At 62.2% G+C, this 22,692-nt stretch carries 24 protein-coding genes; 7 read left to right on the top strand and 17 right to left on the bottom strand.

Features of this window, described 5'->3' with window-relative positions; translation table 11 throughout:
• The first annotated feature begins 86 nt into the window (after positions 1-86).
• From HU767_RS10370 to HU767_RS10350, 5 genes are read left to right on the top strand one after another with little or no spacing between them, the layout of a single operon-like run.
• Positions 87-1,283 (top strand): beta-ketoacyl-[acyl-carrier-protein] synthase family protein, encoded by a 1,197-nt coding sequence (locus HU767_RS10370; RefSeq protein ID WP_186729469.1) that lies wholly within the window; start codon positions 87-89, stop codon positions 1,281-1,283.
• A complete protein-coding gene (locus HU767_RS10365) occupies positions 1,280-1,747 on the top strand; it encodes a hotdog family protein (protein ID WP_186706057.1) in 468 nt (155 codons plus the stop codon). Before HU767_RS10370 ends, HU767_RS10365 begins: the two co-directional genes overlap by 4 nt.
• Positions 1,744-2,472, top strand: coding sequence for a 3-oxoacyl-ACP reductase FabG (fabG, locus tag HU767_RS10360; RefSeq protein WP_186706058.1), 729 nt, complete (start codon positions 1,744-1,746; stop codon positions 2,470-2,472). Before HU767_RS10365 ends, fabG begins: the two co-directional genes overlap by 4 nt.
• Positions 2,472-3,698, top strand: coding sequence for a beta-ketoacyl-ACP synthase (locus HU767_RS10355; RefSeq protein WP_186706059.1), 1,227 nt, complete (start codon positions 2,472-2,474; stop codon positions 3,696-3,698). Before fabG ends, HU767_RS10355 begins: the two co-directional genes overlap by 1 nt.
• Before the next feature lie 42 nt (positions 3,699-3,740).
• A complete protein-coding gene (locus tag HU767_RS10350) occupies positions 3,741-4,187 on the top strand; it encodes a hypothetical protein (protein WP_003197008.1) in 447 nt (148 codons plus the stop codon).
• 432 nt (positions 4,188-4,619) lie between these two features.
• Here the strand turns inward: HU767_RS10350 and HU767_RS10345 are convergent, their stop codons facing one another.
• Complete coding sequence (locus HU767_RS10345) at positions 4,620-5,138, bottom strand: PAAR domain-containing protein (protein WP_186706061.1); 519 nt, start codon at positions 5,136-5,138, stop codon at positions 4,620-4,622.
• A 397-nt stretch (positions 5,139-5,535) separates the two neighbouring features.
• Between HU767_RS10345 and HU767_RS10340 the strand changes: the two genes are divergently transcribed.
• Positions 5,536-6,513 carry an alpha/beta hydrolase gene (locus tag HU767_RS10340; RefSeq protein WP_238349449.1) on the top strand — a complete coding sequence of 326 codons (978 nt, stop codon included), beginning with the start codon at positions 5,536-5,538 and terminating at the stop codon, positions 6,511-6,513.
• Positions 6,514-6,658: 145 nt separating this feature from the next.
• Here HU767_RS10340 and HU767_RS10335 read toward each other — a convergent pair whose 3' ends face one another.
• On the bottom strand, positions 6,659-7,102 hold the full coding sequence (locus HU767_RS10335; protein WP_186706062.1) for a DUF2846 domain-containing protein: 444 nt from the start codon (positions 7,100-7,102) through the stop codon (positions 6,659-6,661).
• Positions 7,103-7,225: 123 nt separating this feature from the next.
• Positions 7,226-8,131: a LysR family transcriptional regulator gene (locus HU767_RS10330; RefSeq protein WP_186729468.1), complete on the bottom strand. Its 906-nt coding sequence runs from the start codon at positions 8,129-8,131 to the stop codon at positions 7,226-7,228.
• A 221-nt stretch (positions 8,132-8,352) separates the two neighbouring features.
• On the opposite strand from HU767_RS10330, the gene HU767_RS10325 reads away from it, so the two are divergent.
• Positions 8,353-9,528: an MFS transporter gene (locus tag HU767_RS10325; RefSeq protein WP_238349451.1), complete on the top strand. Its 1,176-nt coding sequence runs from the start codon at positions 8,353-8,355 to the stop codon at positions 9,526-9,528.
• 219 nt (positions 9,529-9,747) lie between these two features.
• On the opposite strand, the gene gspM is transcribed toward HU767_RS10325, so the two are convergent.
• From gspM to hemE, 14 genes are all read right to left on the bottom strand, one after another.
• Positions 9,748-10,203 (bottom strand): type II secretion system protein GspM, encoded by a 456-nt coding sequence (gene gspM, locus HU767_RS10320; protein WP_186729466.1) that lies wholly within the window; start codon positions 10,201-10,203, stop codon positions 9,748-9,750.
• Positions 10,203-11,306: a type II secretion system protein GspL gene (gene gspL / locus HU767_RS10315; RefSeq protein ID WP_186706066.1), complete on the bottom strand. Its 1,104-nt coding sequence runs from the start codon at positions 11,304-11,306 to the stop codon at positions 10,203-10,205. Before gspL ends, gspM begins: the two co-directional genes overlap by 1 nt.
• Complete coding sequence (locus HU767_RS10310; RefSeq protein ID WP_186729465.1) at positions 11,306-12,151, bottom strand: type II secretion system protein GspK; 846 nt, start codon at positions 12,149-12,151, stop codon at positions 11,306-11,308. The genes gspL and HU767_RS10310 overlap by 1 nt, the downstream gene beginning before the upstream one ends.
• Positions 12,148-12,681, bottom strand: coding sequence for a type II secretion system protein GspJ (locus tag HU767_RS10305; RefSeq protein ID WP_186729464.1), 534 nt, complete (start codon positions 12,679-12,681; stop codon positions 12,148-12,150). The genes HU767_RS10310 and HU767_RS10305 overlap by 4 nt, the downstream gene beginning before the upstream one ends.
• On the bottom strand, positions 12,674-13,060 hold the full coding sequence (gene gspI, locus HU767_RS10300) for a type II secretion system minor pseudopilin GspI (RefSeq protein WP_186729463.1): 387 nt from the start codon (positions 13,058-13,060) through the stop codon (positions 12,674-12,676). Before gspI ends, HU767_RS10305 begins: the two co-directional genes overlap by 8 nt.
• Positions 13,053-13,520, bottom strand: a complete 468-nt coding sequence (gene gspH / locus HU767_RS10295; RefSeq protein WP_186706070.1) for a type II secretion system minor pseudopilin GspH — start codon at positions 13,518-13,520, stop codon at positions 13,053-13,055. Before gspH ends, gspI begins: the two co-directional genes overlap by 8 nt.
• A gap of 2 nt (positions 13,521-13,522) precedes the next feature.
• Entirely contained in the window at positions 13,523-13,981 is a 459-nt protein-coding gene (gspG, locus tag HU767_RS10290; RefSeq protein WP_186729462.1) for a type II secretion system major pseudopilin GspG, read from the bottom strand.
• A 3-nt stretch (positions 13,982-13,984) separates the two neighbouring features.
• The gene (gene gspF / locus HU767_RS10285) at positions 13,985-15,193 is read right to left on the bottom strand and encodes a type II secretion system inner membrane protein GspF (protein WP_186729461.1); all 1,209 of its coding nucleotides are present in this window, start codon (positions 15,191-15,193) and stop codon (positions 13,985-13,987) included.
• Between the two features lie 4 nt (positions 15,194-15,197).
• Positions 15,198-16,661: a type II secretion system ATPase GspE gene (gspE, locus tag HU767_RS10280; RefSeq protein WP_186729500.1), complete on the bottom strand. Its 1,464-nt coding sequence runs from the start codon at positions 16,659-16,661 to the stop codon at positions 15,198-15,200.
• Between the two features lie 5 nt (positions 16,662-16,666).
• Complete coding sequence (gene gspD, locus HU767_RS10275) at positions 16,667-18,592, bottom strand: type II secretion system secretin GspD (protein WP_186729460.1); 1,926 nt, start codon at positions 18,590-18,592, stop codon at positions 16,667-16,669.
• Between the two features lie 8 nt (positions 18,593-18,600).
• A complete protein-coding gene (locus tag HU767_RS10270) occupies positions 18,601-19,128 on the bottom strand; it encodes a type II secretion system protein N (protein WP_186729459.1) in 528 nt (175 codons plus the stop codon).
• Positions 19,125-19,667, bottom strand: a complete 543-nt coding sequence (locus tag HU767_RS10265) for a cytochrome b/b6 domain-containing protein (protein ID WP_186706076.1) — start codon at positions 19,665-19,667, stop codon at positions 19,125-19,127. Before HU767_RS10265 ends, HU767_RS10270 begins: the two co-directional genes overlap by 4 nt.
• Before the next feature lie 67 nt (positions 19,668-19,734).
• Entirely contained in the window at positions 19,735-21,198 is a 1,464-nt protein-coding gene (gene gbpA / locus HU767_RS10260) for an N-acetylglucosamine-binding protein GbpA (RefSeq protein WP_186729458.1), read from the bottom strand.
• A 340-nt stretch (positions 21,199-21,538) separates the two neighbouring features.
• On the bottom strand, positions 21,539-22,606 hold the full coding sequence (gene hemE, locus HU767_RS10255) for a uroporphyrinogen decarboxylase (protein ID WP_186706078.1): 1,068 nt from the start codon (positions 22,604-22,606) through the stop codon (positions 21,539-21,541).
• Positions 22,607-22,692 lie beyond the last annotated feature (86 nt).

Below are 22,692 nucleotides of genomic sequence, written 5' to 3'. Positions count from 1 at the left end.
GGCCGCTTCGCGCCCCAGCGGGAGCAAGCTCCCTCGCCACAGGATTATTGCTCGGCTTTATTTCTCTTACTGACTGGCATTAGCCCATGACCGCCTATTTGAATGCCCTCGGGGTGATCTGTGCCCTGGGTCGCGACAAACACACCGTCGCGCGCAACCTGTTTGCCGGCGACTGCTCGGGCGTGCGCAGCGAGGCTGGCTGGGTGGCCGAACGGGCCTTGCCGGTCGCCGCGGTGCCCGGTGAACTCGCGTCCATCCCCCCGGCCCTGGCAGCGCAACGCAGCCGCAACAATCAACTGCTGTTGGAGGCGGGGCTGCAAATCCGCGCCGAGATCGACCAGGCCATCCAGGCCTACGGTCGCGCCCGCATCGGCATCGTCCTGGGCACCAGCACGTCGGGTATCGATGAGGCCAGCCAGGGCATCGCCCATTACCTGCGCGAGCAACGCTTCCCTGACGGCTATGACTACCAGCAACAGGAGCTCAGCGCGCCGGCCAACTTTCTTTCCGACTGGCTCGGCCTCAGTGGCCCGTCCTACGTGATTTCCACGGCCTGCACCTCCAGCGCCCGCGCCTTGATGAGCGCCCGGCGCCTGTTGGACCTGGGCCTGTGCGATGCCGTGCTGTGCGGTGGCGTGGACAGCTTATGCAAATTGACCCTCAACGGTTTTTCCGCACTGGAGGCGGTGTCGAACGAGCGCTGCAATCCGTTCTCGGTGAACCGCAGCGGCATCAACATCGGCGAAGCAGCGGTGCTGTTTCTCATGAGCAAGACGCCAGGCGAGGGTGTACCGATTGCCTTGCTCGGCGACGGCGCCAGTTCCGATGCCCACCATATTTCCGCGCCTGAGCCCAGCGGTCGCGGCGCGCGCCAGGCCATGGAAAAAGCCCTGCGCTGCGCCGGCCTCGACGCCAGCCAGATCGATTACCTGAACCTGCACGGCACCGCCACGCAACACAATGACGCCATGGAAAGCCAGGCCGTGGCCGGGCTGTTTCCGGCGGGCGTGCCCTGCTCGTCCACCAAGCCCATGACCGGCCATACCCTCGGTGCGGCGGGGGCGTTGGAAGCGGCGTTCTGCTGGCTGGCCCTGAGCACCGAAAACACCGCCCTGGCCCTGCCGCCGCATGTCTGGGACGGCCAGGCCGATCCTGCCCTGCCGGCGCTGGACTGGGTCACCATCCACACCCGCATGGACCCGGCCACCCCGCGTCGCCTGATGAGCAACTCATTTGCCTTCGGCGGCAACAACGTCAGCCTGATTATCGGAGACGCCCCATGATTGACTGGCCGCTCGCCGAACTGCTGCCCCATGCCGGCGACATGATCCTCATCGACCGGATCCTGTCGTTCGATGACGAACAGATCCACACCCACGCCACCGTCACGTCCGGCGGCTTGTTCAACCGCGACGACGGTGCACTGCCGGCCTGGGTCGGCATCGAGTTGATGGCCCAGAGTGTCGCGGCGTTTGCCGGTTGCCACGCACGCCAACGCGGCGATGCCGTGGCGCTGGGTTTTCTGCTCGGCACCCGCAAGTTCGAATGCAACGTCGACTGTTTTCCCCTTGGCACCGAGCTGAGCATCCATGGCGTGCGCTCCCTGGAAGACGACAACGGCATGGGCGTGTTCGAATGCCACATCCACGCGCCAGGCATCCATGCCACGGCCCGGCTCAATGTCTTCCGTCCGCCCCAGGCCGCCCATTACCTTCATGAACCGCCCGCAACAGGAAACCCGTCATGACTGAATCCGTACTGGTCACCGGCTCCAGCCGTGGCATCGGTCGCGCGATCGCCCTGCGCCTGGCCCAGGCTGGGCATGACATCGTGCTGCACTGCCGCAGCGGCCGCGCCGAGGCCGAAACGGTCCAGGCGCAAATCCAGGCCTTGGGCCGCAACGCCCGGGTGCTGCAATTCGACGTGGCCGACCGCGCCGCCTGCAAGGCCGTTCTCGAAGCCGACGTGGAAACCCACGGCGCCTATTACGGCGTGGTGCTCAATGCCGGCCTGACCCGCGATGGCGCCTTCCCGGCCCTGAGCGAGGACGACTGGGATGTGGTGATGCGCACCAACCTCGACGGTTTCTACAACGTGCTGCATCCGGTGATGATGCCGATGATCCGTCGCCGCGCCGCCGGACGGATCGTCTGCATCACCTCGGTTTCCGGGCTGATCGGCAATCGCGGCCAGGTCAACTACAGTGCCTCGAAGGCTGGGTTGATCGGCGCGGCCAAGGCATTGGCAATCGAGTTGGGCAAGCGCAAGATCACCGTCAACTGCGTCGCGCCGGGGTTGATCGACACTGCCATGCTCGATGAAAACGTACCCGTGGAAGAACTGATGAAAATGATCCCCGCCCAGCGCATGGGCACCCCGGAAGAAGTGGCGGGCGCGGTGAACTTCCTGATGTCCGCCGAAGCCGGCTACATCACCCGGCAGGTCCTGGCCGTCAACGGAGGCTTGTGCTGATGAAGCGCGTCGTCGTCACCGGCATGGCCGGCATCACGTCCATAGGCAGCGACTGGGACACCATCGCCGCCAACTTCGCCGCCAACCGCAGCGGCATCCGGCGCATGGATGAGTGGGACCGTTTCACCGAACTGAACACCCGCCTGGCCGGGCCCATCGACGACTTCCAGGTTCCGGCCCACTGGACCCGCAAGCAACTGCGCAGCATGGGCCGGGTCTCGCGCCTGGCGGTGGGCGCGGCGGAACAGGCCCTGGCCGATGCCGGCCTGCTGGGCGACGAATCGATCAAGGACGGGCGCATGGGCGTGTCCTGCGGTTCGTCCACCGGCAGCACCGACGAGATCAAGGCGTTCGGCAACATGCTGCTCAACAGCGTGGCCGAAGGGTTGAACGCCAACTCCTACGTGCGAATGATGCCCCACACCACGGCGGCCAACATCAGCATCTTCTTCGGGCTGACCGGACGCCTGATCCCGACGTCCAGTGCCTGCACCAGCGGCAGTCACGGCATCGGCTATGCCTACGAAGCCATCAAGTTCGGCCGCCTGCCGTTGATGCTCGCCGGCGGTGCGGAAGAACTGTGCCCGACCGAAGCGATGGTCTTCGATGCCCTATACGCCACCAGCCTGAAAAACGATGCGCCGCAAACCAGCCCGCGGCCCTACGACAAAGGTCGCGATGGCCTGGTGATCGGCGAAGGCGCCGGCATGCTCGTACTGGAGGAACTGGAGCACGCCCTGGCCCGGGGCGCACGGATTCACGCCGAGATCGTCGGCTTTGGCAGCAACGCCGACGGCCAGCACGCCACCCGTCCCGAACTGATCACCATGCGCCGGGCCATGGAACTGGCCTTGGAAGACGCCGGCCTCGAACCCTCGGCCATCGGCTACGTCAATGGCCATGGCACCGCCACCGAACAGGGCGACATTGCCGAAACCCAGGCCACGAGCAGCCTGTTTGGCGAACACATGCCCATCAGCTCGCAGAAGAGCTTCCTCGGCCACACCCTGGGCGCCTGCGGAGCGCTGGAGTCCTGGTTCAGCATCGAAATGCTGAACCGCGACCTCTACGTGCACACGTTCAACCTTGATGAAGTCGACCCCCAGTGCGGCAAGCTCGATTACCTGCGCAACGAATTCCGGCCGATGAGCCATGAATACGTGATGAACAACAACTTCGCCTTCGGTGGGGTCAACACCTCGCTGATTTTCCGCCGCTGGCACTGAATCGGATTCAAAACCCCGTTACCCCTCGTCAAGGAGACCATGATGTCGTTGAAGAAAATCGCCGTGACCGCCGCCCTGTTGCTCAGCACCCTGCCAAGCCTCAGCCAGGCCCGTGATACTGCACTGTTCCTGCCGTTCGACAAAGTCGTCGCCGAAGCCATCCGCACCGGCAAGATCGACGGCAGCGTGAAGTTCTACCTGGCCGGCAACAAACCGGCCGGCAACGTCACCGTGGTCAGCCCTGGTGCGGTGACCAACAAGAAAACCAACGCCTTCAACAAATCCGATGAAGTGGCCTGCGAATGGGTGCTGCAATCGGCCCTGATCAGCCTGCACCAAGCCGCCAAGAATGCCGGCGCCAATGCCGTCACCAACATCGTCAGCTTCTACAAAAGCAACGAACGCAAAGACCCCACCACCTACGAATGCCACGCCGGCGCGATCATGGCCGGCGTTGCGTTGAAAGGGGATCTGGCGAAGGTGCAATAAAAAGCACCTGGAGCTGTGTAGGAGCGGTAGGAGCTGACGAGTGCAACGAGGCTGCGATCTTTCCTCAGATAATTAGTCCCAAAAAGATCGCGGCCTTCGGTAGCTCCAGGGCCGATAGCGGTGGGGCAGCGCCGATGAGGCTGATGTGCCGCCGTCATCGCGAGCAAGCTCAGCTCCCACAGGGTTCATTGGCACACCCAAACATTGCCGACACCCCAGGTCCACTGTGGGAGCGAGCCTGCTCGCGAAAGCGGTGGTTCAGTTGGCGTAGATGTCGATTGCACTGCCATCATCGAGAGCACGCTCGCTCCCACAAGTTCTGGGCTTGGCGCCATGGTGCTCTTCAACCTGTTTGGAAATATCCGGCAGCCCGTTTGCCAAGCAAGAATCTTGCTCTCGCTGGTCGGCAGCCCTCGTTCACAAAAGATAATCCTAAATCGTACTCGGGTGCAGGCGATGAACCTCCGCCAGCTTGAGAGCAGGCAAAAAATCCTCCGCCATCGGCACCCCCTCCCGCACAATGATCATGAAACGCCTCTGAAGCGTATTGATAATCTCGTCACCATTGCTCAGGCGACTGCCGACCAGCGCAATGTCGCTATTGTTTTTCCCAGCGCCGGTGATGATCCGTGCCGTGCTGCCATCGGCGTACACCACCTCATCGCCTTTCTGCGCGGCGCGTACTTTCCAGCCATTGTCCAAGGTGAACGTCAACGACGATGACACTTGCTGGATCGTTCCGCCGTCCCGCGTCTGGCTGCCCTCGGTGGCCACTCGGTAGATGGCGATTGGCGGATGAGCTTCGACAAAGGCTTTTTGTCGACTCACGAATGCCGCGACGTCTTCGCCGTAACCCTCAAGTAGCCGGGGCTCCAAGTACAAGTCATCCAGATGACGAAGAGCTTCATGGGAGATTTCGTTGGTGTAGGGGGCATCCAAAGATGAGTGCATTTCCAGGGACCTCATTCATGGGCTTCAGGCTGCATCCCTTGCACGGGGAAGGTGCGCTGAGCCGGCGGCTTCGGAATGATGAATGAGACGTTGCAGCGCGGGTGAGTCGCAACCCCTGCGGAGTGGTCTGCGCAACGAATCGGAAGCGTCGTAACTGGAAATGTGCGTTTTCCTACAATCGAAGGGTATTTGACACAACTTTCCTTCCCGCCCCTGCCCTGCTGATACCAATCGAAGCAGCGTTCTTTGCCGCTTGTCGGAACTGTTAACTCTGACAGTTTCGATGGGCTTCGCAATCGCTTCAGGCTTTTAGCCGTTATCCAGGTCAACGCTCAATAAAACTGTTCGACCTCATGAGCTGCAACTCGCATCTCAAGAAAATTAATCTGGTCCAAACATGGATAAAAAATTGATGAGCACAATAGCCTGGTCGGGCCGCACAGCCATGTCTCGCAAACACCCCTCCACATCACCTTCTGCGGAACAAGGCAGCGTCGTGGTCGACGGTGCGGAATTTATACATGGCTATGCGTGCGTGAACGGTATTCGCCTCCACTACCTTATGGGCGGTGACGGTGAACACCCGATTTTGCTGGTGCATGGTTTTCCGGGCAGTTGGCGTAGTTGGGAACCGTTGATGGGCACGTTGGTGCGTGCCGGTTATACGCCCGTGATTCCTGATTATCGTGGAGCGGGGGCAACTGATGTATCAGCCAGTGGCTACGATAAAAAAAGCATGGCGCATGACTTACATGGGCTGATAACGCTCTTGGGTTTCAAGCAGGTCGATATCGTAGGTCACGACATGGGTTTAATCGTTGCCTACGCCTACGCGGCACTGTATCCGGATGAAACGAAACACATCGTATTGATGGATGGGTTCATTCCAGGCATCCCCGGGTGGGAAAACGCTTATAACGGAAACCCTGCTGCGGGCACTACCAGCAAATGGCATTTTCGCTTCTTTGGCAAAGCGGCCATTGGCATGATCAAAGGGCATGAAAAAACCTACCTGGATATGTTTTTTGATGACTTTGTATTCGAGGGCAACGATAAAGTGTCCGATGAGGTGCGACAGGCATTGGTAGACGACTACGCCCGGCCAGGCCGCATGGAAGCGGCATTCAAGCTTTATGCAGCCTGGATAGAGCATGACGCGAACGACAACCTGGCGTTTGCCAAGCATAAATTGACTGTTCCGCTACTCACCATCGGCGGCGACCACTCGAGAGGAAAAACCTTGGCCGAGCAGGCCCTGTGCATCGCAACGCAACCGCATTCATTGATATTGATCAATACCGGCCATTGGGTGCTGGAGGAGCAAACGCAAGCGACCAGTGAGGCAATCCTGGCGTTCCTCACAATAAAAAAATGACAAGTGCGCCCACTATCAAATCAACAAGCCTGCGACTGTCTGGAGGATGACCGAAAGAGAAAGCTCCCCAGGTTCATGATGGAGTCATGAACGAGGAAGGCGCCTTTCGGCGCCCTCTCAAACAGCACGAATCAAGACAGCCGGGTTATTGCGCTTGAATCAACTTGCTTTCCGCCACGCCGGCACGGCCGGTTTTATCATCGACGACCTGCAGGTTGTTACGAGCCTTGATGAAACCCACTTTCACTTCCTGCCAGACGAAATAGTTCTTGCCGGCCTCTGCGCTGAGCTTGAGCTCTGAATCGTTTTCCGCAGATGAGACCAGCGTCTGCTGGCCAGCCGGTACCGTTAGCATCAAATACGACTTGGCAACGGTCTGTCCGACGGCTTTGCCGTTGAGTGTTACCGGCATTTTTACCCCGGCACCCATGCTCTCGTTGCGGTAAACGTAGATATTCGCTTTGTCAGGGACAGTCTGGAAGGTTTTCGCCTGCGCATCCTGGGTGTCATCCGCCATTTTTACCGAAGCACACCCTGTGGTCAGCGCGGCGACTGCCAGCAAGGCGGTAAAGGTCAACTGCTTGAACATCCTGTTTCTCCATGATTGGGTTGGTCGAACAATTGAATATCGGCCGAGACGTTGGAAAACTAAAGCAATCTTCATATGCCGGCCAAGGGTGGATGCTGCCATGGCGCCTGGCAACAGCAAGCCTCAAGCCCAGACAGGTAACGCCACCCCATCGGTCAACAACGCCACAAACGCCGCCGCCATCGGCGAACGCTGGTCCTTGCGCTGCACGAGCCACACCGCCGACACCGCCGCCGGGTCGAGTAGCGGGCGATAAACCACCCCATCGATACGCATCCGCTGGTAGGACGCCGGCAATACCGAAACGCCCAGCCCCGCCGCGACCAAGCCAATGATGGTCATGGCTTCACCGGCTTCCTGGGCGAAATGGGGGCTGAAGCCGGCGTCACGGGCCAGGCTCAGGAGTTGAGCGTAGAGACCGCTGCCGTAGCTGCGGGGGAAAAATACGAACGGTTCCTGGGCCAAGGCTGAGAGGAACAGACCGTCTTCATTGCCTTGGGCCAAGGGATGCTTGGCGCTGAGCACGGCCACCAGCGGTTCGCGGCTGAGTTCGATTTCGACCAGAGTATCGGGCAAGGGCAACGGGCGCATGATGCCCACCTCGATCACTTCATCGAGCAGTGCGTCGGCGACTTGGGTACTGCTCATTTCCCGCAGGTTCAGGTGCACCGCCGGGAAGCGTTGACGGAATGAAAAAATCGCCAGGGGGATGGTGGAATTGAACGGTGCCGAAGAGGTGAAGCCTATTTTCAGTTCGCCCAGCTCCCCCAGTTGGGCACGGCGGGCTACGTCGGCGGCCTTTTCGACTTGGGCCAGTACCCGTCGCGCCTCCTCGAGGAACAACCGCCCGGCCTCGCTCAATTCGACCCGACGATTGGTACGCTCGAACAACCGCGCACCAATCTCTTGCTCCAGCGCTTGGATCTGCTGGCTCAACGGCGGTTGGGAGATCCCCAGGGCCAACGCGGCCCGGCCAAAATGCAGTTCTTCGGCCACAGCGATGAAGTAACGCAGGTGACGCAGTTCCATGGGCCATCCAATAGGTCGTTTAACGACTTAAACAGGTCGAACAATATATTGGATAGAAACATTAGCCGGCTATATGCTTTTTTCATTGCCTGCCTGATCGAGTCCTTGCGAGGTCCACTGTGAAAATTGCCGTCGCTCCACTGGCCCATGAAATCCCGCCGCGTGCGCAGGACGATGTCGCCGTCGAACTCAAGGACATCTACATCGAAAAAGGCACGCCGATGTTCATGCGCACAGTGCTGGCGCTGTTCTGCGGTGGCTTTGCGACCTTCGCCCTGTTGTATTGCGTGCAACCGATGATGCCGCTGCTGTCCAAGGAGTTTTCCATCAACGCGGCGCAGAGCAGCCTGGTCTTGTCGGTGGCGACCGGCCTGCTCGCCATCGGCCTGCTGATCACCGGTCCGATTTCCGACCGCATCGGCCGCAAATCGGTGATGGTCACGGCGCTGTTCGCCGCGTCGCTGTGCACGATTGCCAGCGCGATGATGCCGACTTGGGACGGTGTACTGCTGCTACGCGCCTTGGTCGGGCTGTCGTTGAGCGGGTTGGCGGCGGTGGCGATGACTTACCTGAGCGAGGAAATCCACCCCAAGCACATCGGCCTGGCGATGGGGCTGTACATCGCCGGCAACGCCATCGGCGGCATGTGCGGACGCCTGATCGCCGGGGTCCTGATCGACTTCGTCAGTTGGCACACCGCGATGCTGGTGGTAGGTGGCCTGGCGCTGATTGCGGCGGCGGTGTTCTGGCGGATTCTTCCCGAGTCACGCAACTTCCGTCCCCGTTCCCTGCACCCGCGCAGTCTGTTGGACGGTTTCACCCTGCACTTTCGCGATGCCGGGTTGCCGCTGTTGTTTCTCGAAGCGTTCGTGCTGATGGGCGCCTTCGTGACGCTGTTCAACTACATCGGCTATCGCCTGCTGGCCGAGCCTTATCATCTGGATCAGGCCTTCGTCGGGTTGCTGTCGGTGGTGTATCTGTCGGGTATCTACAGCTCGGCAAAAGTCGGCGCACTGGCGGACAAGCTCGGTCGGCGCAAAATGCTCTGGGCGACCATCGCGCTGATGCTCGCTGGCCTCTTGCTGACCATGGCCACGCCGCTGTGGCTGGTGATCCTGGGCATGCTGGTGTTCACCTTCGGTTTCTTCGGCGCCCATTCGGTGGCCAGCAGTTGGATCGGCCGCCGCGCTCTCAAGGCCAAGGGCCAGGCCTCGTCGCTTTACCTGTTCAGCTATTACGCCGGGTCCAGCGTTGCAGGGACGGCGGGCGGCGTGGCCTGGCACCTGGGCGGCTGGAACGGGATCGGTTTGTTCATTGGTGGCTTGCTGGTGATTGCGTTGTGCGTGGCGGTGAAGCTGGCGAAACTGCCGTTGTTGCCGGGGAATGTGCAGGTTTAGGCCCTCACGACTTCACGACCCAAACCAGGGACAGCGCGGACACTTTGTGGCGAGGGAGCTTGCTCCCGCTCGGCTGCGCAGCAGTCGCAAACTGGTTGGCGGGGTTCACCTGTTGCATCGCGGCGTCTGGTTTTGGGGCGGCTGCGCCACCCAGCGGGAGCAAGCTCCCTCGCCACAAGAGCCCATGCGCCTGGCCAAAATTGTTGTTTACTCGGTCGGTCATTGACGTAAAACCACCCGCGCACCCAGCACACCATTCTCAGCTTCCAGAGTCAGCGACTGCAACACCGCGCCCTCCCGCTCTTGTTGATCCAACCACTGGAGCAACGCACTCGCGTCACCACTGGCGGTGAGTCGCAACGAGTCGCCATCGACTTCCATTTCCGCTATGTCCAACCCCGTCGCCGTCGCACTCTCGTTGACGCGCACCGACAAGGGCCGAGTGCCGGCCGTTGTTTCCCGGCTGGGTTCGGCGCGCTGGATCCGGGCGTTCAGTTCGGCTTGTTGGCGATGCTGTCGTTCGGCAACTTCCAGTCGTTGCCGGGTCGGTTGCCAAATCGCGGTGTAGGCCAGCGCCACCGACAACAATCCGGCAAGCCCCAGCAACAAACCTTGCTCTCGGCGCGACAGGTTTCCCCAGGCCTGTTTCAAGACACGCCATCCATCGATGTTCATCAACGGCTCTCCAGTGTGAGGATGGCCTGCACGCGGTTGTTTTGCTTGCTGGCGCTGCCCAGGGAGACGGGCAATCCGTTTTGCTGTCCGCGTTCACGCAGTTGTTCAAGCTCGACAAAACTGTTCGCCGTCAGCTGGATTTTCCAGCCTTCGCCTTCGCGAAAAACGATGCGCTGCACCTCAACGGTGCTGGCACCGATGACCTGCTCGGTCAGACGGGTCAGACGCGCAACCTGAGTGTCCGGACCTGGCCCACGACGGCTCTGCAATGCCTGGAACTGCGCCGCCAGATCGACTATCCGCTCCTGCTCCGGATGCAACGACCTGAATCGCTGTTCGCTTTGGACGTACAGACGCCGGGTTTCACTTTCAAGAAAGCCTATGCGCGCTTCACTGAAGGCCCAGGTGAGCATCAACGCGCCGAGCGCAGCCACCGAGGTGCCTCGCCACGGCAGCGGTTGGCGGCGCCGACGGAACTCGCCTTGCAACAGGTCAATGGGATGTCCGCCCGTGCTCAACAGCCACTCATCGATGCCTTGGCGATCACGGTCCTCGTCCAGCCAGTGCATCTCCTCAGGCAAGCCAGGCTTGAGCGTTGCCAAGCCTTGTACCGACAACGACAACCGCGCCGACAGTCCTCCACCCAACAGCCAGCGCCCGAACCAGCGCACCCCAAACGCCTGGTCATCAGCAATCAGATCCGCATCGACATGCACCGCACGGGTATCGATGCCTTGCTCGGCGAGCAGCGCCAACAGCGCCTGGAACCGCGCCCGCGCCGTCACCATCAGCGGATAGCGGTGCTGACGGTCCCGCGGGCCGATGCTGATGTGCAGCGCCTCCAGGTTTTCACTCAGTTGCTCTTCGATGGCGAATGCGAGGGCCTGGGATCGGGGCTGGCGTCGAGAGGGCCACGGATCGCTGCGCAACCAACTGCACATTTCCATTGGCAACAGCACATCGACGGGCCGGCCGTTCAACTCGCCGGCCGCCTCGTGCAACGGCAGGCGACGACGCTCGCCGGTTGGCGACCACACGCAGCACGGCCAGTTGGCGCAAGGCGCGTCCAGCCCTTCGGCGGTCAGGTAAAGCCAGGCTTTCATCAAGGAAACTCGCTGGGGTTGAAGGGTAAGAAACGACGCTGACGAACCGTCCAGCGTCCACTAACGGAATCGCGCTCGATATCCGAGGTCAGGCGCAGACGGCTGTCGGCATGGATCACGCTCACAGTGATTCGAAACCAGCGGCTGCCCACGCCCAACCCATGGCCGTTGAGGCCGACTCCGGACAGCAACGGGTCGTTGGTAAACGCCTGCACGCTGGCGTATGGCGCGTGACGACGCTGGTTGACCAATGCCTGGGTGGGCCCGGCTTCCATCCCATCGAGGGTCATCAGCACACGCTGCGAGGCGGTATTGATGTTCAGCCGCGCGTCCTTGGGTAGCAACACCACCCAAGGCTCCAGGCGCCGCAGCGTCTGGCCGTCGACGCCCGGCAGCAGACGCAGTTGACTCAACTCCTGAACCGGCCCGACCTGGGGCAACGTCAGTGGCGGCAGATCCAGCAAGGCCAGCAGGCGACTCCAGCGATCGAGGCTGACCTGATCGATTTGCCCCAGCGCCAGCAACGTGTTGAGATTCAGGCGCCCGGACAAATCCTCGATAGCGATGCGCAGCTCGGCGCCGTCCACCTCCAACACGGGCTCGAGCCGAGCCCAATCCTGGCTCAGGTCAACGGGCCCGGACGACGTGATCCCACTGCCTTCCAACACCACCCGCGCCCAGTCTTCACCCGCCAACCCTAGTTGCCGCAACTGGACCTGTTGCAGTTGCTGCGCACTGCTGTGCAACAACAGGCGATGGCTGCGCAACAGGCCACCGACCAGCAGCAAGGCCAGGCTCAGCACCAGCAGCACGCTGATCAGCGCCACGCCGCGTTGGCGCTTCATGGCAGCGCCTCTGGCAACAGCAACACTCGACGGACCTGCTCGAAACGCCCCGCCGACACGATCAATTCCAGCGCCAGCGGCGCGCTGCCCCTCGCGGTTTCGCGGTGCCAGCCCCGCTGGCGATCGAATACGCGCCAGCTCAGGCTGTGGACGTCGTCGAGCAGTTTCTGCCGCTGCGCAAGCGTCGTGCCTTCACCGACACTCTCGCGCCATAACGCACCGCCCTGGAGCTGATAGCTCACCGCTTGCCGTTCGCTGCGCGGCTGGTCCAATGGATTGCGCCAATGGCTGCGCTGCAACCGCAGGTGCCCCGGCGCGAGCACGACCGAGTCGACAACCGCCTGCCACACATCCCGTTCGATCACGCCGACAGCACGCTGCAAGGCCCGGATGTCGCGCTCATGCTGACCGGCTCCCTGCTGGGTCCGCACCACGCCATCGAACAGCCGCCAACTGGCCAGGCCGAGCAAGGCAAAAATGGCGATGGCGATGACCAGCTCCAACAAGGTGAAACCCGACTGCTTATTCATGATGGCTTCGGATCCACCCAATGGTGCGGTGCGCGACGGTCGCGCTATCGCCGCGGCTAACCTGGATCTCGACCTGCAACAGCCGCCCATCACGGGCCGGGGCAATCCGCTGTTGCAAGACCCAATCGCGGCGATCAAGGTACCGGCTCAGTCGCTGTTGTCCGGGCGCGGTGATAGCTTGCAGGCGCAGTTCGCTCAACTGATTGTCCGCCAGCCAGGCGCCGAACAGACGGTCCTCCAGGCTAGCGCTTTGCTTGAGCACGAACTGGCTGGCCGAAAGCACGGCCGCCGCCAGCGTCGCGAAAATCGCCAGGGCAATCATGACCTCCAACAGCGTGAAACCCTGGCAACCGGCGGCCTGCCTGCGCGCGTTACTCATCGATCAGCAGCTCCGCCAGACCATCACTCGAGACCCGGGCAATCGCCTGCCCAGCGACTTTGATCAGCAGCCTGAACGGGCTGATCTCGTCACTGCTGAGCATCAGCAACTGCGGTGGGCCTTGAACGTCGTCGAGGCGCAGGACGTGACCCTCCTGCTCCAACCCGAGCGTCAGGCCCTCGGGCAATCGATGCAACGCCGATACCGCCGTCCAGTCCTGGGCTTCGAGCCGCAACGCCTGATAACCGTCGGGCTGCACACGCACCCCGTATTCCTGCCCGTCCAATACCGCCCGCTCGCGCAACTGCTGCACCACTGCGGCAAATTCCCGGGCCTGCTGCCGGGCTTCACGCGCCGGGCTCGGTCCCGTGGCGAAGCGGACCATGCCCGCCAGGATGCCGATCAAGACGATGACGACCATCAGCTCCAGCAAGGTGAAACCCCGGCAACGATGCTGCATGTTCACTCGACCCAATTGCCGATGTCGGCCGCCATCCCTTCACCACCCGACACGCCATCGGCGCCCAGGGAGTAGAGGTCATAGCCGCCATCGAGGGATTTGTGCCCGGGATTGAGGTACTGGTAGGGCGTGCCCCAGGGATCGACCGGCAGGCTTTTCAGATAACCCTGAGGGTTCCAGCTCCTCGCCACGGGCGTGCCGGACGGGCGCTTGCTCAACGCCTCCAGGCCTTGTTGGGTCGAGGGGTAATGGAAGTTGTCGAGACGGTACATTTCCAGGGCCGTGGCGATTGCCTGGATGTCGGTACGGGCGGCCGTCACCTTGGCCTGGTCGGGGCGGCTCATGAACTGCGGCACCACGATGGCGCCCAGCACGCCAATGATGACCACCACCACCATGATTTCGATCAGGGTGAAGCCGCGTTGTGGATGACGTGCGGATCGGTTGCTTTGGAGTTTCATCGGTCAATTCACCAATTGGTTGAGACTAAGGATCGGTAGGAGAATGGCCATGACAATCAGCAGCACGACGCCGCCCATCAGCACCAACATGGCCGGTTCGAAAAGGCTCACCACCAGCGCGATGCGCGCCGCGAGGCTGGCCTCCTGTTGTTCGGCGGCCCGGGCGAGCATGTTGTCGAGTTCGCCGGCCCGCTCACCGCTGGCGATCATGTGCAGCATCAACGGCGGGATATCGCCGCCCTGCTCCAGGCCACGCGTAAGCGTCCCGCCTTCGCGGACCGAACGGGCGACGTCGGCCATGCGGGCGCGGATCGTCAGGTTGCCGATCACCTGCGCGGCGATGTGCAAGGCATCCACCAACGGCACCGCGCTTTTGCTCAGGATCGCCAGGGTGCTGGCGAATCGGGCCGCTTCCATCGCCCGCAGCACTTCGCCCAACACCGGCAGCCGCAGCAACACACGGTGCCAGCGCAGGCGCCACGCCGGTTGGCGCAGGCTCCAACGCCACAGCCCGAGCAGCCCGGCCAGCGCACCGAGCATCAACAGGCCATAGCGGCGCAAGCCATCGCTCACGGCGATCAGCGCCTGGGTCAGCCAAGGCAACGGCTGGCCGCTGTCGATGAAAATCTTCACCACATCCGGCACCACGTAGCCCAGCAAGAAGCCAACAATCGCGACACAGGCCAGCATCAGGATCAGTGGATACACCAACGCCAGTTGAATGCGCTGGCGCGATGCCTGCCGCGCTTGGGTGTAGCTCGCCAGCTGCTCCAACACTTGCCCCAGATGCCCGGATTGCTCGCCCGCCGCGACCGTGGCGCAGAACAGCTCGGGGAACGCCTGGGGAAAGCCCCTCAGGGCCGTCGCCAATGCGTGGCCTTCCATCACCCGGCTGCGCACCGCCGCCAGCAGGTGGGCGACGCGGCGCCTCTGGCTCTGTTGCGCCACCGCTCCCAGGGATTCTTCGAGGGGCAGGCCGGCCTGGATCAACGTGGACAACTGCAACGTCAGCAATGCCAGATCTGCCGGGCTCAAACGCGCTCCGGCATGCCGCCCGCCCAAGGTTCGCGGTTCCTTGGCTTCAGCCAGTTCGCTGGGCAGCCAGCCGCGCTCGCGCAGCAACTGGCGAGCATGGCGCGGGCTGTCGGCTTCCACACGGCCCTTGCAGCGGCGGCCCTGGGCGTCTTCGGCCCGATAGTCGAAGGTCGGCATGGTGCTAATCCTCCTGGGTGATACGCAGCAGTTCGTCGACGCTGCTCAGGCCTTCCAGCACCCGCTGGCGACCGTCCTGGAACAGGCTGCGGGAGGTCTTGCGCGCCTCGGCGGCCAGCACCTGCTCGGTGGCGCCCTGATGAATCAGTTGCGACAGGGCGGCGCTGACATTGACCAGCTCATAGATCCCGAAGCGCCCGCGGTAGCCTTTCTGGCAGTGCTCGCAGCCCCGGGCCTTGAACAACCGGGGCGCGGCAGTGGCGTCGAGGCCCAGGCGCCGGCAGGTGGCGGCGTCAGCCACATACGATGTCTTGCAGGACGGGCACAGACGACGCAGTAAACGCTGGGCGACGATGCCAGCCAGGGACGACGCCAGTAGATAGGCATCCACGCCCATGTCCACCAGCCGCGTGACCGCGCCGACGGCGGTGTTGGTGTGCAGGGTCGAGAGCACCAGGTGCCCGGTCAGCGACGCCTGGACGGCGATTTCGGCGGTCTCGCGGTCGCGTATTTCGCCGACCATCACCACGTCCGGGTCCTGGCGCAAAATGGCCCGCAAGCCGCGAGCGAAGGTCATGTCGACTTTCGGGTTGACCGGCATCTGGCCGATGCCCGGCAGGTGATATTCGATGGGGTCTTCGACGGTGAGGATGTTGCGGCTCTGGTCATTGATGCTGCTCAGCGCCGCGTACAGGCTGGTGGTTTTCCCCGACCCCGTGGGCCCGGTGACCAGCACGATGCCGTGGGGCTTGCCGAGCAACTGGCGCAGACTCGCCAAGGTGTCGTCGGGCAGGCCCAGGCGCTGCAGCTCCAGGCGCCCGGCCTGCTTGTCGAGCAGGCGCAACACCACGCGCTCGCCATGGGCCGAAGGCAGGGTCGAGACCCGCACATCGACCTCGTGGCCGGCCAGGCGCAAGGCCATTCGCCCATCCTGGGGCACGCGTTTTTCGGCGATGTCCAGACGCGCCATGACCTTGATCCGCGACACCAGCAGGTTCGCCAGTTCCCGGCGCGGCCGGAGCATTTCCTGCAACTGACCGTCGATGCGCATGCGCACCGACAGGTACTGTTCGAACGTTTCCAGGTGCACATCCGAGGCGTGTTCGCGGACGGCCTCGCTGAGCAGCGCATTGATCAGGCGGATGATCGGCGCATCGCCCTGCTGCTCCAGCAGGTCGGTGGTCTGCGGCATCTGGTCGGCCAGGCTGAGCAGGTCCAGTTCCTCGTCCAGGCCTTGGGCGACCTGTTCGGCGGCGCTCTGGCCCTGGCGATAGACGCTAGCCAGGCGCGCAGCGAACTGTGCCGGCTCCAGTATCTGGATCGGCAAGTCCCGCCCGCACAGACGCTGCACTTCGGCCACGGTGGTGAGCGGTGTATCGCGGCGCATGACCAGGCTCAACGTCGGCCCCGCACCTTCCAGCATCACGCCCAGGCGCCTGGCGAAACCAAAGGGCAACGGGGCTTGCAGTTCAGTCACAGGGCACCCGAGCGCTGTTGCGGATCAACCGCCGCGGCATCTGTGGATGACTCGAACAGCTGGCGGGCGTCCCGGGGCAACAGCAGCGAATTGTTTTTTCGCGAGCCGGGCTTGCTCAACTCCCGAAGCGCGTCATAGCGCTGGCGGCTGACCTCGGCAAGGTCTTCGTTGCTGCGCACGATGGTCGGGCGCAGGAACACCATCAGGTTGCTCTTGGTCTGGGTGTCGCGGTTCCAGCGAAACAACGCACCCAAATACGGAATGCTGCGCAGCAATGGCACACCGCTTTGCTGGGTGCGGACACTGTCGCGGATCAGGCCGCCAATCACGATGATCTCGCCGTCGTCCGCCAGGATCGTGCTCTTCAAGGCGCGCTTGTTGGTGATCAGGTCGGAGGAGTCCACGCCGGAAACAGACGGCGCGATGTCCGAAACCTCCTGCTCCACTTCCAGGCGCAAGGTCGAGCCTTCGTTGATGTAGGGCTTGACCTTGAGGCTGATGCCGACGTCCTTGCGCTCCACGGTGGTGAACGGGTTGTCCGCGCCGTTGCCACTGGTGGCGTAGGAGCCCGTCTTGAACGGGACGTTCTGGCCCACGATGATTTCCGCTTCCTGGTTATCCAGGGTCAGCAGGCTGGGGGTGGACAGCAGGTTGCTGTGAGTGTTGCTCGCCAGCGCCGAGATCAGCGCACTGAAGCGGTCGCCGCCCAGCCGCAGGATCGCACCTTCCGGTCCTTTATCCAGCTCACTGAGGTTCAGGTTGCCGATGATCGGGATGTCGGTACCCGGAAAGTTGATAAACCCGGTCGCGCTGCCTCTGTCGAGGCCCCACTGCACGCCCAAGGCTTCGGTAATGTCCCCGGAAACCTCCACGATGGCCGCGTGGATAAGCACTTGGGCCCGAGGTTGATCCAGTTCACGGACGATGTTTTCAATGATACGAATCTGGGCCGGCTCGGCGATCAGCACCAGGGCATTCTGGCTTTCATCGGCCTTGATCATGAACGGGCGGGTGGCGGCAATGTCTCGCTGGCCAGCGAGTGCCGGTGTGGTTTTTTTATCCTGCCCGACGCCTTCCAGCACTTCGGCCAATTGCTTGGCATCGCTGTGGCGCAGGCGGATGACCCGGGCGTTGTCCTGGGATGCCGCAGCCGGGACATCCAGGCTCCGGGCCAGGTCGACCAGGCGCTGGCGCACCGTCGGCGGGCCGATGATCACCAGTCGATTGCTGCGGGCATCAGCGATCACCACGCCCGCCATGTCACCCTCGCGCTTGCCGACGGAGGCTTCCATCAGCGGCGCGATGTCCCCGGCCTGGGCATGCCGCAACCGCACCGCCACATGATTGCGGTTGCGCCCTGAGTCCAACTGCCGAACCACGTCGGCGAGGCGCTGGACATTGGCAGCGGTGTCGGTGACCACCAGGGCGTTGGACGATACCGAAGGGCCGACGTAACCATTGGCCGACACCAGGGGCCGGATCAACCCGGCGACGTCGGCGGCGATGCTTGATTGCAGGTCCAGGACCCGGGTGACGAACTGCGACGGCGTGGCGTTTTTTGCATCCGCGATTGCGGCGCGCGTCTTGGCATCGCTGACCGGGGTGATCAGGATGCGCTCGCCCTCGTCGATCACCGTGAAGTTATGCGCATCGAGGACCGAATAGAACAACCGACGCACGCCTTCGCGGTCCAGCGCCTCGCGGGACATGACGGTAATGCGTCCTGAGACTCTGGGATCGAGCACCACGGTCTTGCCGAGGATCGCTGAGAACTCCTCGACCACGTCGCGCAGTTCCGCGTTGTTCATCGCCAGTTGCCACTGGGCCTCTTCGGCCTGCAGTAAACCGACGGGCATCAGCAGGCAGGACGCGGCGAGGCAGAACAGGACGCGCGAAACACGGCCCCGGATAAAGCTGTTCATGAATTCGATCACTCTAATTGCCCGGCCACCGGGCGTAGGTATTGCGAGGAGTGGATAGCCGCATGGCGCCCATCTTCGGGGTCCAGCTGGCGCAACAAGGGCTTGGCCGCCGGTTGCAGGGCCAATCGCTCTTCACGTCCATTGCGCCACAGCGTCACATGGCTGGTCTCGACCCGGCGCAGCACACTGCCACCGGGCAAGCGCTCACCCACCTGATAAATGCGCGGGCCGGCGGCGTCCGCCAGCAAGGCCCGCGACAAACCTTGGTCGGCAACGAAACTGGCTTGCAACGTAATGGGTTCGGCGCTCGGTGCCTGGGCACCTGCAGGCGCCAGGCCGAGCACGGTCGCCACCGCTTGCACGTTGGGCACGTCGCGAACCGGCGCCACCGGTGAGTCGGCCAGCGCCGGCAGGTCATGGCCCAATGCCTGGCGAAAACGCCACTCTTGTCCGGCCAGGAATCCCCCATAGAGCAGCGGTACGAGCAGCAACAACAGCGTCGGCAGACGGCTGCCGACCCGAAACGGCAGGCTCACCTTTGCACTCTCCGAAGCGTGTTTGCAGGCTTGGCGAAGGACATTCGCCGCACCACCCGGCGTCCGGAAAACTCGTGCCAGAGCACCGCGCACAGATGCAGCGCGACGAGCATCGAAAGCACCACGCAAGACAGCCTGTGGACGGTGTTGGCCAGGTCGATCAACACCGGATCAGCCAATGGCTGGGGGAATCGAACGAGGCCAAAGACACTGATGGGGCTTTTCATCATCAGCACACCGGTCACCAGTACGACACCGATGACCAGATAGATAAGCCCATGCACCGCCAAGGCCAGCCGCTTGTCCAATGAAAGCGTCGCGCCACGGGGCGCCAGCTCGCAAACGAACAGCCAGGCCCGCCATAGGAAAAACGGAATGAACAGCGTCGTCAGCGACACATTGAGTGAGCCGACCCACTGTTCGGTCGAAGCGGATACCGAGTTGAACGCCACATAAAAACCGGACGCCAGCGCCCATAAGATAATGGCCGCCGACAACCAGTGCAGCAGCACACGTCGCCTGGAGTAAGGAATAGACATCACTGCGTTCTCATCTGAAAGCCCCAGGCAACCCGTACGGATCGGCTGGGGCTATGCCTGTCAGGACTTACAGCTTGTCCCAGGCGCTCTGCCAGGACGCACCGACACCTGGCTCAAAGCCGTTCGCTGTCGGGGAGTACTGCTTGCAGTAGCCGGACGCGGGGAACGGCTTGCATTCGAAGACTTCGTCAGTCTTGGGCTGCAGCACTTTCGTACCGGCGGTGTAGTCGCTGATGCCTTCAGGGAACACGAAGTCGTATTCAACACCTGCGCCCTCGCCGGTCAGGGTGACCGTCTGGGTCTCCTGGCGCGTGGTACGGCCGTCTTCGGTGGAGCCCACCAGCGTCAGGGTATGAACCCCTAGGGCGCTGCGCACGTCCAGGCTCAGCGCAGTGCTGCCTTCACCCACCTTGCTCACGACACCCACTTGCTTGTTCTTCTCATCGAACAACGTGGCTTCGAGGTTCATCCGGCGGTTTGTCTGCGCGGCGAACGCCATGCTGACCCGACCTTTGTCGAGTACGTACTCTGGCTGCAGGGAGGAAATCCCCAGGCTGGCGCCCGTGTCTTCCTGCATGTCCAGTTGCACTTCATAGCGGGTCACACCGCTTTCTTCCTGGGCGTACAGGCTGTTGGCGCCCTTGATCGGCGTGATATTGCCTTCGTCGTCACGAACACCGGCACGAATCGGGGAATGGGCGTTGTTGATGGCTTCGGCCAGTTTGAACGACCAGTTTCCAGCCTCGCCTTCTTCGGCGTTGTCGATGCTGATCTCTACGCTGTATTGGGCATTTTCGCCGGTGGCGGAGAATGCCCGGGCCTTGACCTTGTCCCCTGCCAGCAACGGGGTGGATGGGGTAATGCTGCCCACCGGTTTCCAGCCGCCCGGCAATGCGGCTTCGGCGAGGATGTTCACATCCACAGGGTTATAGAACGCGTTATCGGTATCGCCCACTGTCCAGACGCCCAGGATGACGTGGTGACCCGATTTACTGTCAGGAATGACGCAGTTGTGTGGGGCACCGGCTACCGGGGGTTGATGACCACCATCCACCGTGCAGAACGGCGTGTTGTCGAACGAGGCGCGCTTGAGCACTTCGTTCGGGTTCCAACCGTCGCGGGTAATGAAGTATTCGTGTTTGGTCGCAGGGTGCGCGGCGGAGTATTGCCATTGAAACGTGATGTTGCGGTCCCTGATTTCAGTCAGGTGCCAGCGCGTGGCAGATTGCGCATCGAGGGCAGAAAAACTGGCTTTGCCGCCGCTGGCGATTTTGCCGTCGACAGGGCCTTGCAGCGGTGCACCACCGACGCCACTCGGGAAGCCCTTGAAGGTTTCGCCGGTACTCTGCGGTTCGTACTGCGCGCCGCCGCAGTTCAGGTTGACACCTTGCTTGCACAACAGCGCACGGGAAGGCGGTACTTCGACGAAACCATGGGCCAGCACACTTTGCGATGCCGCCATGGCCGACAACAGAACTAACGAGGACGCACACCCGGTTAATACATTGCTCTTGTTGAAATTATTCTTCATATAAATTCCAGACCAGTCATCAAAAATGAAAGACGTATCACCGTCTTCTTGAAAGGTGCGCCATACCGCTCGGCGCGTGCCCTTGCAAGTGCCGGAACCTTATAGAAAGTTGAACGTGCCCTATGTAGGACAAATCTCTCAACATAGAAGGAATGATCTCTGAATCAATTACCCCTACATAACCAGAGAAACATCTTACGAACAGAAATAACTATCAACTAAAGACAAACAAACACACCTGAAAAAATAATCGGCTGTTTTATCTCGGATCGCTAAACAAGCGGACATTAAAAAGCCTGTCCGGCACAGGTCCGGACAGGCTGGGTGACAGGGCCGCAAGTCAGACGTGATATTGCGCCGACAACTCATGCACCGCCCGCAGGAAGGCACCGGCGTGTTCGGGGTCGACTTCCGGGGTGATGCCATGGCCGAGGTTGAACACATGGCCGCTGCCACTGCCGTAGCTGGCCAGGATCCGCCCGACTTCAGCACGGATCGCTTCAGGCTTGGCGTAGAGCACGGTCGGATCCATGTTGCCTTGCAAGGCGACCTTATGACCGACACGCTCGCGAGCGTTGCCAATGTCGCAGGTCCAATCCAGGCCCAAGGCGTCGGCGCCGGCCTCGGCAATGCTTTCCAGCCACAGGCCGCCGTTCTTGGTGAACAGGATCACCGGGACTTTGCGACCTTCGTGCTCGCGGATCAGGCCGCTGACGATCTTGCGCATGTAGGCCAGGGAAAACTCCTGGTACGCCGCCGCCGACAGGTTGCCACCCCAGGTATCGAAAATCTGCACCGCTTGCGCACCGGCCATGATCTGGCCGTTGAGGTAGGACGTGACCGACTGCGCCAGCTTGTCCAATAACAAGTGCATGGCTTGCGGGTTGTCGTAGAGCATCGCCTTGGTCTTGCGGAAGTCCTTCGACGAACCGCCTTCGACCATGTAGGTCGCGAGGGTCCACGGGCTGCCGGAGAAACCGATCAGCGGCACGCGGCCGTTGAGTTCACGGCGAATGGTACTGACCGCGTCCATGACGTAGCCCAGGTCTTTCTGCGGATCGGGAATCGGCAGGGCCTCGATGTCGGCCAGGGTGCTGACGACTTTCTTGAAGCGCGGGCCTTCGCCGGTCTCGAAGTACAGGCCTTGGCCCATGGCATCGGGAATGGTGAGGATGTCGGAGAACAGGATCGCCGCGTCCAACTGCGGGTAGCGGTCCAGCGGCTGCATCGTGACCTCGCAGGCGAACTGCGGGTTCATGCACAGGCTCATGAAGTCGCCCGCCTTGGCGCGGCTGGCGCGGTATTCCGGCAGATAGCGACCGGCCTGGCGCATCATCCACACCGGGGTGACGTCTACGGGTTGCTTGAGCAGGGCGCGAAGGAAACGGTCGTTCTTCAGGGCAGTCATGTCGGCATCCGGAAAAAAAGTGCGGGCATTTTCTCAGAGCGCGACGCAAAAGGCACGGCAAGAGCCGTGCCTTTTATCTATCGAGG

This window comes from Pseudomonas sp. SWRI179 (genome assembly GCF_014268705.1).
GTDB classification, from domain to species: Bacteria; Pseudomonadota; Gammaproteobacteria; order Pseudomonadales; family Pseudomonadaceae; genus Aquipseudomonas; species Aquipseudomonas zanjanensis.
This window is presented reverse-complemented; position numbering and strand designations above follow the sequence as displayed.